The organism is Pandoraea anhela (genome assembly GCF_902459655.1).
GTDB classification, from domain to species: domain Bacteria; phylum Pseudomonadota; class Gammaproteobacteria; order Burkholderiales; family Burkholderiaceae; genus Pandoraea; species Pandoraea anhela.
Window position 1 is genome coordinate 426,771 of sequence record NZ_CABPSB010000002.1, and the last position, 13,804, is coordinate 440,574.

The window sequence follows — 13,804 nt, forward strand, 5'->3', positions numbered from 1 at the left end:
CGGCCGGCCGCACAGCATCCCGCTCAGTATTGCCATGCCATTCATCCAGTGCAATTATTGAATTGTCCTGAGATCAATATCGGTCCGGCATCGCTTCCGAATCTTCTTCCCACCTATTTCATGGCCGCCCCCGCCCGCTATCTCGATCACGTCGAACGTCTCGCTGCGGCCATCGCGGCCGGCGAACTCGCCTCGGGGACTCGCCTGCCGCCACAACGCGACTACGCCGATACGCATGGCCTCGCGATCTCCACCGTCACACGCATCTACGCGGAACTCGCGCGACGTGGACTGGCGGTGGGCGAAGTCGGACGAGGCACTTTCGTGCGCGCTCCGGCTGTGGGTGCGGCGGCGGCCTTCGCGCAATGGGCGCCGGCGCCGGGGGTGCTCGAGGGCGTCGATCTGGCGTTCAACTATCCGGTGTTGCCCGAGCAGACGGAAGCCCTTCGGCAAGCGTTGCGCGACTTGGCGGCCGGCGGAGACCTGAGCGCGTGGCTCGCCCATACGCCGCACGACGGCCATCTGTCGGACCGGCGCGCGGCGGCAAGATGGCTCGCGCGTCGCGACGGCGTCGCCGTCCGCCCGGAGACGGTGGTGGTTTGCGCCGGCGGCCAGCATGCGCTCGACGTCCTGCAACTGGCGCTGTGCCGTGCTGGCGAGCCCGTCGCGGTCGAAGCGCTGACGTACCCCGGCTGGAAAGCGCTGGCGGCGATGCGCGACGTGCCGCTCGTCGCCCTCCCGATGACGCAGGACGGCCTCGACCCGCTGGCGCTGGACAAGCTTTGCCGCACGCATGCGGGGCGTCTGCGGGTCGTCTACACGATGCCGACGCTGCATAACCCGCTGGGCAGTGTCATGCCGCTCGCCCGACGCCTGGCGCTGGTGGATGTGGCGCGCCGCCACGATCTGCTGCTGATCGAAGACAGCGCTTACGGCTTTCTCGTGGCCGACGCCCCGCCGCCGCTGCGCCTGCTCGCGCCCGAGCGCACCTTCGAGGTGTGCAGTCTTTCGAAACCGGGCGCGCCGGGGCTGCGGATCGCGTATCTCGTCGCACCGTCCGAATGGCAGCCGCGCGTGCACGCCGCGATGCGGGCCAGTGTCTGGAGTGCCGCTCCGTTGATGGCCCAGTTGGCGTCGCGCTGGCTGAACGACGGTACGATAGACGGCTGGATCGCGCGTAAGCGGGCGGTGGCGGCGCAGCGTCAGGCGATCGCCCGGCAATGTCTGGCGGGACTGGGATCGACGGGCTATGCCGGGGCGTTTCACCGCCTGTTGCCCGTGCCCGCGCCGATGCGCTGCGACAATGTCGTGGCCGCCCTTCAGGCGCGAGGCATTGCGGTCACGCCCGTCGATGCCTTTGCCGCGCCGGGGCAACCCGCGCCGTCGGCCATTCGTGTCGCGCTCGGCTCACCGGGCAGCGACGCCGCGCTGCACGCTGCACTCGTTCAGGTGGCCGAGGTGGTGTCGGGGCGCGGTGCCGGGTGAGGCGTGAGGTGTGAGGCGGGAAAGGCGGGAAAGGCGGGAACGACGGGAACGACGATGAGTGAGGGAAAGGGCAAAAGCATGAAGGGGGCCCGGCGAAGCCCGCGCATGGCGCAACGACACCCGCCTTGCCGAGATGACGCCGCCGCCGGATTCTTTTATGATCGTCGTGCCCCCCTGCGGCCGCTCGCCCGGTGCACGCCCTGAAGGCATCGCCCGGCACGGCATCGCGCAGGCTTCGTCCCCTGTCGACAATATCAAGGACTCCGAATGTCGCTTATCCGCTCCTCTCGCGCCCGCTCGCTGGTGCTGGGCACCGCGCTCGTCATCGGCGCCGGCGTGGCCGCGCCCGCGTTCGCCGCGTCGAATCTCTCGTTCATGAGCAACTCGCCGCTGGCTTATCTGCGCAAGGCCGACAACGAGTCGTTCGCCAAAACCGCCCGCACCGTCCTCGACGACAAACAAGACAACGACACCACCGAATGGACCAACAAGGGCACGGGCAACCCCGTCGCCATTGCCGCACAGATCACGCCGACCAACACCCAGAAAGACGGCGACAAGACGTGTCGCGATCTGGTGGTGCTGCTCACCGCCAAGGGTCAGGAAGTCACGCTCAAGTTGCCCGCGTGCAGGGCGAACGAGAAAGCCCGCTGGGAATTGCAGAAGCGCGGCACGCCCTGATCTCCTCGCTGATTTCGCCGCTGATCGCGCACTGATCGTGCATTGCCTGCCGTCGTCCGTGACGTCGCCGCACGTGCTTCGGGCGTCATCCGGATAAAAACCGCCGACCCCGCGATGTGAACTGCCCCCCAAGCGTTGGACATAACCTCAACCCTTGGGGGTTGTTCATCCGGCGTTTCCCGATTGGCGCGCACTGAACTCGCGCCCGCGACCGCTCACGCGGCAGACGTTTTCTTGTGTCCTTCGACGTCCGGCAGCAGGATCGTCACGATCCCCAGCAGCGGCAGGAACGCACACACGTGATAGACGAAGTCGATGCTCGTCGAGTCGGCCAGCTGACCGAGTACGGCGGCGCCCACGCCCCCCATCCCGAACGCGAAGCCGAAGAATAGCCCCGACACGGTGCCGACCTTGCCCGGCATCAATTCCTGCGCATAGACCAGAATGGCCGAGAACGCGGAGGCGAGGATCAGACCGATCAGCACGGTCAGAATGCCGGTCCAGAACAGGTTGGCGTACGGCAGCATCAGCGTGAACGGCGCAGCCCCGAGAATCGATCCCCAGATCACATATTTACGGCCGATCTTGTCACCCAGCGGGCCACCGATCATCGTGCCCGCCGCCACCGCGAACAGGAACACGAACAGATGCACCTGCGCGCTTTGCACCGACACCTGGAATTTGCTGATGAGGTAGAACGTGAAGTAGCTGCTGATGCTCGCGAGATAGAAGTACTTCGAGAAGATCAGCACCAGCAGAATGCCGATGGCGAACAGCACCTTGCCCTGCGACAACTGGACGTTGCCGCCCCGACGCGCCGCCGGCTTGCCCGTGCTCGCCGCACGTTGCACTGCATACCACCGGCTCACGTGAAACAGCACGAAGATCGCGATGAGCGCCGCCACCGAGAACCACGCCACGCTGCCACGGCCGTTCGGCACGATGATCAGAGCGGCCAGCAAGGGGCCGAGCGACGAGCCGACGTTACCGCCGACCTGGAAGAAGGACTGCGCCATGCCGTGACGCCCGCCCGAGGCCATACGCGCCACGCGCGACGACTCCGGGTGGAACACCGACGAGCCCATGCCCACGAGCGCCGCCGCCACGAGCAGCATGCCGAAGTTCGGGGCCACCGCCAGCAACAACAACCCGACGAGCGTGAAACCCATCCCGACCGGCAGCGAATACGGTTTGGGATGCTTATCCGTGTAAAGACCGACGACCGGTTGCAGCAACGAGGCCGTGACCTGGTACGTCAGCGTAATCAGACCCACCTGCCCGAAGCTCAGATGAAAGCCGGACTTGAGCAGCGGGTAGATGGCGAGGATCAACGACTGAATCATGTCGTTGAGCAAGTGGGAGAAGCTGATGGCAGACAGCACGCGGAACGCCGTGCCCTGCGCGCCCGACGCGCTGGCGCCGGGGAGGGACGTTGCAGGTTGACTCGACATGGGTTGGGTAAATTGACGTCAAAGGCTTGGAAAAACGGGGGCTCTCCGGTCTGTTTCGGGCGCCTCGGCCCATTGATAAGAGAAAGTTGGGATTAATCCCAATTTCCACCGGAAAGTTAATGAGTGAAGTGTAGAGCATGCGTAAATCGCCGTTACGCCAAGTTTTGTCGCGATCACGCCATCCAAGTGCCACGCTGAATGCGGCCTCAGTAACCTTCTGACGCGTCGTCGGAAGGTCGCGGGGTGGCCATTTCGCACAAACGGGGCGCGCGCCGTTCATGCACGTCAGCCGGGCATTGCGCTGGTCGTTGTGCGGGTCGTTGTGCGGGTTTATCGGGGGTCGGACGCCGTCGGGGATTCGTGTAGAGTCAAAAGACGCGTTGTGCCATGCAACACGCGATGCATCGCCGTTGACGTAGGGCCCCCACGTCTTCCTTGGTTGGCAGCAAACATGATTCAACACTCCAGAGTCGTGCAGTGGCTGGTGACCGGACTTGTGGTGGCGGTCACGCTGGCTGTCGTCCTGTTTCTGGGCTGGCTGCGCATCTATCATCTGTCGCAGTCGGTGCTTCAGGAAGAGGCGCAGCGTCAGCGCGATGCGCTCGAGCGCATCGTCGCGCAAGCCGAGAGCACGCTGCGTGGCGCCACCCTATGGGTCGGACGGTCGTGCGGCGAAGTCAGCACCGCCCTTCAGGCCACCGGTACGCTCAGCCCCTACTTCCGCTCCATCTGGCTCGTCTCGCGCGGGCAACTCTATTGCTCGTCCGTCACTCGCTCCGACACCGCGCTGAACATGCCGCTGCCGGCCGACCTCGTGCCGATGCTCACGGGCACGCGCACGCTGCTCGTGGGCGGCACGCCATACGTGCGCGACACGCCCGCGCTGGCGCTCTATGTACCGACATCGGCGACCGACGGCGTGCTGGGCTTCGTCGACGGCATCTATCTCACCGAGACCCTGCACAGCGTCAAAAACAGCGATCTGGCTTGGACGGCGATGACCGTGGGCAACGTGTCGCTCACGTCGGAAGGGCCGCGACTGGAATCGGCGGGCATTGCGACGCGCGGCGCGCAAGTCTCGCTGACCTCGGCGCATTTCACGACATCGCTGGCAGGCAGTCCGTCGCTGATGCAGTCGCTGGCAACGCAGCAGGCGCCGATTTTTCTGGCGTTCGGCGGCATCGTGGCATTTTTGCTCGGCGTCCTCACGTTCCGTCATCTCGGTCCGGCGCAATTCATGAAGCGGCAGATCGCACACGGCATCAGGCGCAACGAATTCAAGGTGTACTACCAGCCGGTCATGGAACTCGCCACCGGGCGGTGTGCCGGCGCCGAGGCCCTGATGCGCTGGCATCATCCCGTGGCAGGGCTGGTGCGACCGGACGCTTTCATCCCGATAGCCGAGGACAACGGACTGATCGTCGAGCTCACGCGCGCCTTGCTGCGTCAGATTCGTAACGACGTCGCCCGGGGGGCCCTGCCGCAGGGCTTCCATATCGGCATCAATCTTGCCGAACGGCATTTGCGCGACACGACCATCCTCCACGATATCGAGCGGTACTACGGATCGCTCAACAATACGTATCCGATGGTCGCCGAAATCACCGAGCGGTATGTGATTCGCGACACTGCGGCCGCGCGCAACGTGATGGCGGAGCTTCAGCGGCGCGGCATCGAAACGGCGCTGGACGACTTCGGCGCCGAGAACAACTCCATCGGTTATCTCAAGCGCTATGACTTCAACTATCTGAAGATCGACAAGGAGTTCCTACCCGTAACCGAAGACGACGTGGTCACGCGCAATATCTGCGACTCCATCATCCATCTGGCCGAGCGGCTGGACATGACCATCGTGGCGGAAGGCGTCGAGAACGAGATGCAGGCGAATTACCTGCGCGGGCGCAACGTCACTTATGCGCAGGGGTACCTGTTTGCGCGGCCGATCGCGTTCGACGAACTGGTGCAATTCGCCATCGCCCATGCAGGCATGGGGCTCACGGCAGTGAAGAAGGGCTCGTCGGGAACGGCGCCCGTCACGTCGCTCACGTCGCCCACGCCGCGCAAGGCGGGCTGACAGGCCGACGGGCGAGGGAGTACGGACACTTACGGACGCGAAAAAAGCGCCGGACCTGTGAAAACACCGGTCCGGCGCTTGTCCGGCGACACCACGGTCGGATCAGAAGACCAACTGCGGCATGTTGCTGCGTGGCGCGGGCGCAGCCGCCGCCCGTGTACTGTCCCGCATTTCGGCGCGCAGCAGCCACAAACGCTGCGCGACGAAACTTCTGAAGCGCATTTCACCCGCGGAGAAAGAGATTTGCATCTGATGTCGCTTGCCGTTTGGCAGCGTGCGAACCAGACGATAGTATCGAGCCCCGTCAACCGTTTCCTTGATATTCCTGACGCGCATCATTTCACCCCGTTTCTGTTGTGTCAGGTGAGTGGGCACTTCGGCAAACGTCGCATTCCCGGTCAAGCCGCGTAAAACTTGAGAATTGCAAGTCCGACGCAACACGATCCGGCATTGGGGGGGCATGCGGCAAATTCAATGTAGAGGAGAAACGTCCCCCATTCGTCCCCCAAACGGACGTTCGAAGCGCGCTTCGTTGGTGCGCCGCAACAGTTCCCCTGCCAGCGTCTGTACCTGCTGGTCCGCCCACCCCCTACAATGCGGCCACCTGCTGTGTTTGATCAAAAAAATCATTATGGTTTCCGAACCTTTCTCAACGCCAGAAAATTTTTCGCGCAACGAACCGAATGACACCTTGCAAGTGAGCGGTTCGCTATGGCTGCATCGCGGGGCCTCGTCGCTTGGCGGACAGGCTCGGATCGCGTTGCTCGAACACATCGCTTCGCATGGGTCGATCACCGCCGCCGCCAAGGCCGCAGGCATGAGCTACAAAGCCGCGTGGGACGCCGTAGACGCCATGAACCAGCTCGCAGGCGAGCCGCTCGTCGCCCGCAGCACGGGCGGACGCGGCGGCGGCGGCACGCGCCTCACCGCACGCGGCGCGAAGCTCGTCGCCGCGTTTCGGGCCGTGGAGGCCGCGCAGCAACAATTCCTCGCGCGCGTGGCCAACGATCTCGAACACTTCGACGAGCAGTGGCCGGTCATTGCGCGGCTCGGGCTTCAGACCAGTGCGCGCAATCAGTTGCACGGCACGATCACGCAGATCCGGCACTGCGGGGTGAACGACGAAGTGACGCTGACGCTGCCCGGTGGTGAAGCGATCACCGCGTCGCTCACGCATCACAGCACGCAATCGCTCGGGCTGGCGGTGGGCGGGCAGGCGTTCGCGCTCATCAAGGCGCCATGGATCGAAATCGCGCGCGGGGCCGACCTCGCGGGATTGCCCACGGCCAATCGTTTGTCCGGGGTCGTCGACGCCATCGCCGACGACGCGGGTCAGGCGGAAGTGATACTGGCGCTGCCCGGCGGCACGCGGCTGGCGGCGGTCATGCCGCAGCGCACGCTCACGGCGCGCGGACTGACGCTTGGGATCGGCGCGACGGCCGCCTTCACGGCCGTCAGCGTCATCATGGGGGTGATGGCTTAACGGCAAGCCGCCCGATGCGTCCCGACGGCATGTCATGCCACGTCGGGGTGCATCGGGCGGCCGAACGTTTTATGTCGCGGGCGTCTCGCAGACCGGCGCCGGCGAACGCGCCGCGTCGCGACGGTCCAGACGCAGGCTGAGCAACGCGACGCCCACCCCGGCGAGCGGCACGAGCGCGGCCACCCAGGGCACGGCCGTCAGCCCCGGCCCGTGGCCGATCACGAATCCGCCGAGCCACGCCCCGATGGCGTTCCCCAGGTTGAACGCGGCGATGTTGAAACTCGACGCCAGACTCTCGCCCGCACCGGACGCCTTCTCCATCACCCAGAGTTGCAGCGGCGCCACCGTCGCGAAAGCGGTCACGCCGAGCAGCGCTACGAATACGATGGCCAGCCAGTGCGAGTGCAGTGCGAACGTCATCAGGCCGAGTACGACGGACAGCGCCAGCAGACTGCCCAGCACCGTCGGCACGACACGGCGGTCCGCAAGCTTTCCGCCCAGCAAATTGCCGACGACCAGACCGCCGCCGAAGATCAGCAGAATCGGCGAGACCGCGCCTTCGGAAAACCCCGTGACTTCGGTCAGCAGCGGCGCGATGTAAGTGAACACACCGAATACGCCGACCCAGCCCAGCACCGTCGTCAGCAAGCCGAGCAAGACGGGACGACGCGCCAGCGCCCGCAGATCGGCACGCCAGTCGCCGGCATCCTTCGGGGCGTCGATCTTCGGCACGAACGCGGCGATCACGAGCAGGGCGAGGGCGCCGATCAGCGTGACGGCCCAGAAGCTGGCGCGCCAGCCGAAGTGTTGCCCGAGCCACGTGCCGAACGGCACGCCGAGAATGTTGGCGACCGTCAGGCCGGTGAACATGATGGCAATGGCCGATGCACGACGCTCGCGCGAGACCAGTCCGGTGGCCACGACCGAACCGACGCCGAAGAACGTACCGTGCGCGAACGACGTCAGCACCCGAGCGGCCATCAGCGCGCCGTAGCTCGGCGCAAGCGCACAAGCGGCGTTACCGACGGTGAAAATCGCCATTAGCACGAGCAGCACGGTCTTGCGCGGCCAGCGGGCCGTGGCCGTAGTCATCACCGGCGCGCCGACCACGACGCCCAGCGCGTAACCGGAAATGAGCAGGCCTGCGGCTGCGATCGACACGCCGAAATCGGCGCCGACGTTCAGCAACAGCCCCATGATGACGAACTCCGTCACGCCGATGCCAAAGGCGCCGGCCGTGAGGGCGTAGAGAGCGATAGGCACGGAAAACTCCTGTCTGATCCTGTCTGAAAATGTGGAATGGCCGCCGCGCCCCGACCGACACGTGCGACATGCATCGTTAGCCCGGGCCGGGCGGCAACGACCCGATGTGCGGAATATAGACGCCCTCGCATTGATGAAATAGACTGCGCGAAGGAAAATCATTTGTGACTTCACGTCACAAGACGACGCGAACGCCGTCACCAGCACACACCGAGAACGAGGACACCTCCGATGGGGCGACAGGACGTCAACCGCTCAGGCGACATGGAAGTCTTCGCGCGGGTCGTGGAACTGGGTGGTTTTTCGGCGGCGGCGCGCGCGTTGCACATGACGCCATCGGCCGTCAGCAAGCTGGTGGCGCGACTCGAAGGGCGTCTGGGGGCACGGCTGTTCAATCGTTCCACCCGGCGCCTGCAACTCACCCCCGAGGGCACCGCGTTTCACGAGCGCGCGCTGCGGGTGCTGGCCGACATCGACGCGGCCGAACGCGAGGCCGCCGCCGGAGCGGTGCCGCACGGCCTGCTGCGCGTGAATTCGAGTGTGCCCATCGGCACGCTCTACCTGCTGCCGGTCATCCCGGCGTTCCTCGCGAAGTACCCTGAGATCCGCCTCGATCTGACGCTTACCGACACGGTGGTCGACTTGCTCTCGCAGCGCGCCGACGTCGCCGTGCGCGCGGGGCCGTTGCGCGACTCCCGACTCGTCGCCCGTAAGCTCGGCGAGAGCCGCGTGCACGTGGTGGCGTCGCCCGACTATCTGGCGCGAAGTGCGCCCCTGCAAACGCCGGCCGACCTGATCCGTCACAACGTCATGGCGTTCAACTTCGAGCGCCACATCGAAGGCCTGCCGTTTCGCGACGGCGCAGGCGGCGTGACGTTGTACCCTCCTGCGGGCAATGTACTCGCGAGCGATGGCGAGACCATGCGCAAGCTCGCGCTTCTCGGGGTCGGCATCGCACGTCACTCGCGATATCACATCGATGCCGACTTGCGCGACGGACGCCTCGTCACTGTCCTGGAAGACTACAACCCCGGCGATCTGGAACCGGTGCACGCCGTGTACGTTGGGCAGGGCGGCCATCTGCCCGCGCGGGTGCGCGCGTTTCTCGACTTCCTCGTGGAGCACGTGCACCTGCCTTGTTGACGTTCCGGCAAGCGCGTGACCGTCGGACTCACGTCGGCGTGCGGTCGCGGTGCGACCAGACGAAGAGCGGCCATGCCAGCGCGGCACAAATCAGGCCGCCCGCCCAGACGAGTCCCCATCCGCCAATCGAGAGCAGCAGCGGGATCGTCAGCGGCGTGAGGAACATCGTGAGGAAAACGCCCGTGTTGCCGATACCCAACGCGGTCCCGGCCCGAGAGGCCCCGGCGAGCGTCGCCAGTTCCGTAAAGGCGACACCATGCCACGCCGACGCCACCACGCCGCCCGCAATCAGCAACGCGATCATCAGCGGCGTGCCATGCGCGAGCCAGTCGGGACGCATCGAGAGCATCGCAACGAGCCCCCCCAGTATCGCGAACACGACGCCCACGGCTATCGCACATGCGCGTAGATATGCGGGACGATTGCGACGCTTGTCGGTGAAGCGTCCGCTCCACACGCGGGTCACGGCAGCGCCCGTCTGTACGGCCCCCAGCGTGAGCGAGATGGTCAGCACGCTCACGTGCGCGAAGTCGTGAAGAAACACCGTCCCGAATGTCAGCACGGCGACTTGCGGCATGCATAGCACGGCCATTCCCAAGGCGGTGCTCAGCAGTCGCGCGTCGCGCAGCGGCGAGTAGCCGGTCGCCCGGAGCGTGCCCGGCGTGCCCCGCACGCCCCGCGTGCCTGTTGCGGCCCCCGTCGTTCTTGCCGGTTCCTGCGGCGCTTCTGGCGCTTCGGGCGGTTCGAGCAACCACAGCCACGCCATGCCTGCCGCCGCGACACACGCGACAGCCAGACCGATGAACACCGCGCCGAAGCCGAAGTGCAGGGCAGCGCCGGGCAGCACCAACGCACCGATGCCGCCGCCCATGGGCACGGCGCACTGCCGCACGCTCATCGCCAATCCGCGCTCGTCGTCGTGGAACCAGCGCATGACGGCGCGTCCGCTCGACCCGTTCACGCTGCCGCCGAGCACACCGATGGTCAGCATGCCGGTCGCGAGCGCCGGCATCGACGGGATGAAATGCGCAGTCGGCACGCCCCACCGCCCGAGGCCCAGCAGCGCTGCGGCCGTCACCAGCAATCCGACGAGCAGTACCCTGCGGTCGCCCCAGCGGTCGGTCAGCATGCCCCAGGGCAATTCGGACACGGCGATGCCCAAACCGATCATGCCCAGCACGAGGCCGAGATCGCCGGTGCCCAGTGCGTAATCGTTGCGCATCTGTACCGCCGTGGCGGGAATGCCGCCCATCGCGGCGGCGAAGCTGCCATTGGCCGCAACGCCCACGCCGAGCACCTTCCAGCGATGCCGGCGGTCAGGGCGCGACGCGGCGCGGTAGACAGACGCCGCCGCGCCGGTCGCGGGGCAGACGTTCGCCCCAGCGTTCGCTGAAGCGGTAGGGCCAGGGCCAGGGGCAGGGGCAGCGGCAGGACAGAGACGCTCATTCATAAGTGACACGGTGCGCGGCCTGCGGGGTCGCGACGCAGAGAGGAGGACGGTGGCGTCCAGCCTCGCGGTTACGCGTGAGCCCGGACACCATGCTCCGCATGCTACGGATGTACAATCCATCGGAAAAGCGGGAAAATTCGATGACTTATATCGTGTTTTCCGAATTAAATCGCCCCGACAGTGCCGCATTCCGTGGGGCGGACCGATGCCCGACCGGCTGACGCCGCGATCCGGGCCGCCGGGCGACATCGCCCGCAGCATGACCGCAGGCGTGCCTTACCGTCGGCACGTCACGTCCGGAGAATCGTCACCATGAATGCCCGCGCCTTCGATCTCACGCAATTACGCACCTTCATCGCCATTCACGACGCGGGCAGCATTTCGGCGGCGGCGCAGCAGATCTACCTGTCTCAATCGACCGTGAGCGAGCAACTCAAGAAGCTCGAAGCGCGCGCCGGGCAACCGTTGCTGGTGCGCTCGCGTAAAGGCATGCGGCCGACGCCCGCCGGCACGCGGCTGGTCGGCTACGCGCGACAGATCGCGGCACTCTCCGAGGCCGCGTTCGAGGACCTTCAGGGCGTGCTGCTGGACGGTGAGTTGCGCATCGCCATCACCGACTACTACCGACCGCACGACGTGGGCCGGGTGCTGAAGCGGTTCACGAGGCTTTATCCTCGTCTGCGATTGCACGTGAGCGCGATGCAAAGCTCGCAGATCGAGCGCACCGCGCTCACGGGCGAGCATTTCGACGTGGGGCTGGCGTTGCGTCTGATGAATGAGGATGTCGGCACGAACGACGACGCGATGGGAGACGCCGACACGGCCGGCACATCGGCCACGCTGGTGCGTCGCGAGCGCCTCGTGTGGGCCATGTCGTCGACGCTGGCCGAACCCGTCGATACCCCGCTGCCGCTCGTCACGTTACCGCGCCCGTGTGCGCTGCAAACGCTGATCGCCAACGTGCTGGAACGACACAAGGTGCCGTATCGCGTTTCGCACTCGGCGGCCGGTGTGGCCGGCCTCCAGTTGGCGCTCGGCGCGGGGCTGGGCATCTCGTGTCTGAACGAATCGGCGCTCACGCCCGAGTTGATCGTGTGCCCGCCGTCGCTCGGCCTGCCGCCGTTGCCCCGCGCGGAATTCCACCTGCTGCCGGGAAGCGCCGACGAAACCGACCTGATTCGTCATGCGCGCAACGCGCTGCTGCGGCTCTTCGCGTGATACCTTTGCCGCTGTTTTCCTCTGCTGTTGTCCTCTGCCGCTTTCATCCCCCATTTTTTGTCCGCTAATTGCGGGTGCCGTCATGCCGGAAGCCACACCTAATCAACCGATTCGTCTGAATTTCAATACTCGCCGCGCGCTGTTGTTCGCGCTGACGGCCGAGCGCCTGTCGGCGTTCTACGAGCATGGGCAATGGATGACGGACAAGCAGGGAGCGACCCTCGCGCAGATGTGGCTGTCTCGCTCGAAGCTGCAACTGCCCCTCGACGAGCGGCGTTTGCTGTCGTCGCTGAGCGACGACTTCGCGCGCGAGCTGGCCGGCACGCTCTCACGCGAGGCCGGCCTTTATACCGCACATGAAATGACGGAATCGCTCGACGCGGACTATGCCTACGCGTCGGTCGTGGCGCAGGACTTGCTCGAAGACTGCACGCGACGCCTCGTCGAAGCGGGAATTACCGAATAATTCACGGCGTCGCCGACGCAGTAACACGCGAAGTTACGCTCGGCATACCTCGCGAATCACCGTGCGAATCACCATGCGAAGCGTCAGACGAAATTTCGAAAAAAATCGGAACCGAACGCGCGTATCGCATCGGTTTCACGCGGCGATACCGCGCTCCTGCACGAGCACCCACGGCGCGACGACGACGGCCCATAACTCCGGTGCGCGTGCGGCGAAATCGGCGGCTTGCCCGGCTTGCATGCGTTGCACCATGCCGGACGTCAGCCATTGCGTAACGGTCGCCTTGTCGTCGTTGGCGACGGCCTCGGCAACCGACACGAGGTCGACGCCGGGCGAGACGAACAGCAGGACCCCGCGTGCAAAGAACGATTCCAGATCCTTCCAGTCGATTTTGGCGGTTTCGCCTAGCAGGCGCAGATAGACGTCGCTGGCCTGCGCGGCCTTATCTGCGTTGGCGGTCGGGGCGGAATCGGTGGGTTTGGAAGAATCCATGACGGCGGGCTTCGGGACGAAACAAAAACCCGCATTGTAATGCGCCCCCGGCGAGCACGACGGTGGTAGCATCGGAACCCCGCGGGTGGGCCGATGTCGCAGTGGCATGGCACGGTCGCCGCGAGGTGGCTAACGTTTTACCGAGGAACCGCATGTCCAAACAAAAAACCGACCCCAAACTGGAACAAGCCCTGACGCGTGGCGATCTTGCCATGCGTCAGATCAACTCCGCCCGTGCGACGGCGCTGCTGCGTGCGCTTGGCGAGATGATCGTGGCGGCGTCGGCGACGATCGGCGTCGAGGCGGTGGTAGACGTGCCGAACGGCGACAAGGTCTACGATCCGGAAGACGGCGTGTGGCCGCAGGCGCTCGTGCTGTCGTTCGACGGCCCCATCGAAGACGCGGAAGAAGAGGAGTTGCGCACCGTGCAACTGATCGCGGACAAGCATCCCGAGACGTTCCGGGTCGTGTGGCACCGCGCAGACGGCAAGATGGGCCGCCATGAAGCGCGTCCGCTTGCGATGGTCGCCTTCCTGACCGATGTCGAAGTGCCCTGGCTCGACGACGACGCCTGATCGCGCGACGTCACCGGCAGCCG

13 protein-coding genes are annotated in these 13,804 nt (G+C 65.7%); 9 read left to right on the forward strand and 4 right to left on the reverse strand.

Annotation, left to right across the window (positions count from 1 at the left end; genetic code table 11):
* The first annotated feature begins 120 nt into the window (after window positions 1–120).
* Both PAN31108_RS04995 and PAN31108_RS05000 read left to right on the forward strand, forming a co-directional pair.
* The gene (locus PAN31108_RS04995) at window positions 121–1,485 is read left to right on the forward strand and encodes an aminotransferase-like domain-containing protein (protein ID WP_174994855.1); all 1,365 of its coding nucleotides are present in this window, start codon (window positions 121–123) and stop codon (window positions 1,483–1,485) included.
* Window positions 1,486–1,752: 267 nt separating this feature from the next.
* On the forward strand, window positions 1,753–2,166 hold the full coding sequence (locus PAN31108_RS05000) for a hypothetical protein (protein ID WP_150667755.1): 414 nt from the start codon (window positions 1,753–1,755) through the stop codon (window positions 2,164–2,166).
* Between the two features lie 215 nt (window positions 2,167–2,381).
* Here PAN31108_RS05000 and PAN31108_RS05005 read toward each other — a convergent pair whose 3' ends face one another.
* The gene (locus tag PAN31108_RS05005; protein ID WP_150667756.1) at window positions 2,382–3,617 is read right to left on the reverse strand and encodes an MFS transporter; all 1,236 of its coding nucleotides are present in this window, start codon (window positions 3,615–3,617) and stop codon (window positions 2,382–2,384) included.
* Between the two features lie 451 nt (window positions 3,618–4,068).
* Here PAN31108_RS05005 and PAN31108_RS05010 point away from each other — a divergent pair, with 451 nt between their 5' ends.
* The 3 genes from PAN31108_RS05010 to PAN31108_RS05020 all read left to right on the forward strand — a co-directional run bounded on the left by PAN31108_RS05010 (window position 4,069) and on the right by PAN31108_RS05020 (window position 7,174).
* Window positions 4,069–5,691: an EAL domain-containing protein gene (locus PAN31108_RS05010; protein WP_150667757.1), complete on the forward strand. Its 1,623-nt coding sequence runs from the start codon at window positions 4,069–4,071 to the stop codon at window positions 5,689–5,691.
* A gap of 57 nt (window positions 5,692–5,748) precedes the next feature.
* Window positions 5,749–6,102 carry a hypothetical protein gene (locus PAN31108_RS05015; protein WP_150667758.1) on the forward strand — a complete coding sequence of 118 codons (354 nt, stop codon included), beginning with the start codon at window positions 5,749–5,751 and terminating at the stop codon, window positions 6,100–6,102.
* 220 nt (window positions 6,103–6,322) lie between these two features.
* Window positions 6,323–7,174 carry a TOBE domain-containing protein gene (locus PAN31108_RS05020; protein ID WP_150667759.1) on the forward strand — a complete coding sequence of 284 codons (852 nt, stop codon included), beginning with the start codon at window positions 6,323–6,325 and terminating at the stop codon, window positions 7,172–7,174.
* 69 nt (window positions 7,175–7,243) lie between these two features.
* Here PAN31108_RS05020 and PAN31108_RS05025 read toward each other — a convergent pair whose 3' ends face one another.
* Window positions 7,244–8,437, reverse strand: a complete 1,194-nt coding sequence (locus PAN31108_RS05025) for an MFS transporter (RefSeq protein WP_150667760.1) — start codon at window positions 8,435–8,437, stop codon at window positions 7,244–7,246.
* 231 nt (window positions 8,438–8,668) lie between these two features.
* Here PAN31108_RS05025 and PAN31108_RS05030 point away from each other — a divergent pair, with 231 nt between their 5' ends.
* Window positions 8,669–9,580 (forward strand): LysR family transcriptional regulator, encoded by a 912-nt coding sequence (locus PAN31108_RS05030; protein ID WP_150667761.1) that lies wholly within the window; start codon window positions 8,669–8,671, stop codon window positions 9,578–9,580.
* A gap of 28 nt (window positions 9,581–9,608) precedes the next feature.
* Here PAN31108_RS05030 and PAN31108_RS05035 read toward each other — a convergent pair whose 3' ends face one another.
* Window positions 9,609–11,030 (reverse strand): MFS transporter, encoded by a 1,422-nt coding sequence (locus PAN31108_RS05035; protein WP_150667762.1) that lies wholly within the window; start codon window positions 11,028–11,030, stop codon window positions 9,609–9,611.
* A 312-nt stretch (window positions 11,031–11,342) separates the two neighbouring features.
* Here PAN31108_RS05035 and PAN31108_RS05040 point away from each other — a divergent pair, with 312 nt between their 5' ends.
* A complete protein-coding gene (locus PAN31108_RS05040) occupies window positions 11,343–12,248 on the forward strand; it encodes a LysR family transcriptional regulator (RefSeq protein ID WP_150667763.1) in 906 nt (301 codons plus the stop codon).
* 82 nt (window positions 12,249–12,330) lie between these two features.
* Window positions 12,331–12,714 carry a hypothetical protein gene (locus tag PAN31108_RS05045; RefSeq protein ID WP_039394469.1) on the forward strand — a complete coding sequence of 128 codons (384 nt, stop codon included), beginning with the start codon at window positions 12,331–12,333 and terminating at the stop codon, window positions 12,712–12,714.
* Between the two features lie 135 nt (window positions 12,715–12,849).
* Here PAN31108_RS05045 and PAN31108_RS05050 read toward each other — a convergent pair whose 3' ends face one another.
* Window positions 12,850–13,206, reverse strand: a complete 357-nt coding sequence (locus tag PAN31108_RS05050) for a DUF2288 domain-containing protein (RefSeq protein ID WP_150667764.1) — start codon at window positions 13,204–13,206, stop codon at window positions 12,850–12,852.
* A 152-nt stretch (window positions 13,207–13,358) separates the two neighbouring features.
* On the opposite strand from PAN31108_RS05050, the gene PAN31108_RS05055 reads away from it, so the two are divergent.
* Entirely contained in the window at window positions 13,359–13,781 is a 423-nt protein-coding gene (locus PAN31108_RS05055) for a hypothetical protein (protein WP_150667765.1), read from the forward strand.
* Window positions 13,782–13,804: the final 23 nt, after the last annotated feature.

Bases quoted from the DNA above. Each gene is read 5' to 3' on its own strand.
- PAN31108_RS04995 (WP_174994855.1), top strand. From the start codon at position 121: ATGGCCGCCCCCGCCCGCTATCTCGATCACGTCGAACGTCTCGCTGCG.
- PAN31108_RS05000 (WP_150667755.1), top strand. From the start codon at position 1,753: ATGTCGCTTATCCGCTCCTCTCGCGCCCGCTCGCTGGTGCTGGGCACC.
- PAN31108_RS05005 (WP_150667756.1), bottom strand. From the start codon at position 3,617: ATGTCGAGTCAACCTGCAACGTCCCTCCCCGGCGCCAGCGCGTCGGGC.
- PAN31108_RS05010 (WP_150667757.1), top strand. From the start codon at position 4,069: ATGATTCAACACTCCAGAGTCGTGCAGTGGCTGGTGACCGGACTTGTG.
- PAN31108_RS05020 (WP_150667759.1), top strand. From the start codon at position 6,323: ATGGTTTCCGAACCTTTCTCAACGCCAGAAAATTTTTCGCGCAACGAA.
- PAN31108_RS05030 (WP_150667761.1), top strand. From the start codon at position 8,669: ATGGGGCGACAGGACGTCAACCGCTCAGGCGACATGGAAGTCTTCGCG.
- PAN31108_RS05035 (WP_150667762.1), bottom strand. From the start codon at position 11,030: ATGAATGAGCGTCTCTGTCCTGCCGCTGCCCCTGCCCCTGGCCCTGGC.
- PAN31108_RS05040 (WP_150667763.1), top strand. From the start codon at position 11,343: ATGAATGCCCGCGCCTTCGATCTCACGCAATTACGCACCTTCATCGCC.
- PAN31108_RS05045 (WP_039394469.1), top strand. From the start codon at position 12,331: ATGCCGGAAGCCACACCTAATCAACCGATTCGTCTGAATTTCAATACT.
- PAN31108_RS05050 (WP_150667764.1), bottom strand. From the start codon at position 13,206: ATGGATTCTTCCAAACCCACCGATTCCGCCCCGACCGCCAACGCAGAT.
- PAN31108_RS05055 (WP_150667765.1), top strand. From the start codon at position 13,359: ATGTCCAAACAAAAAACCGACCCCAAACTGGAACAAGCCCTGACGCGT.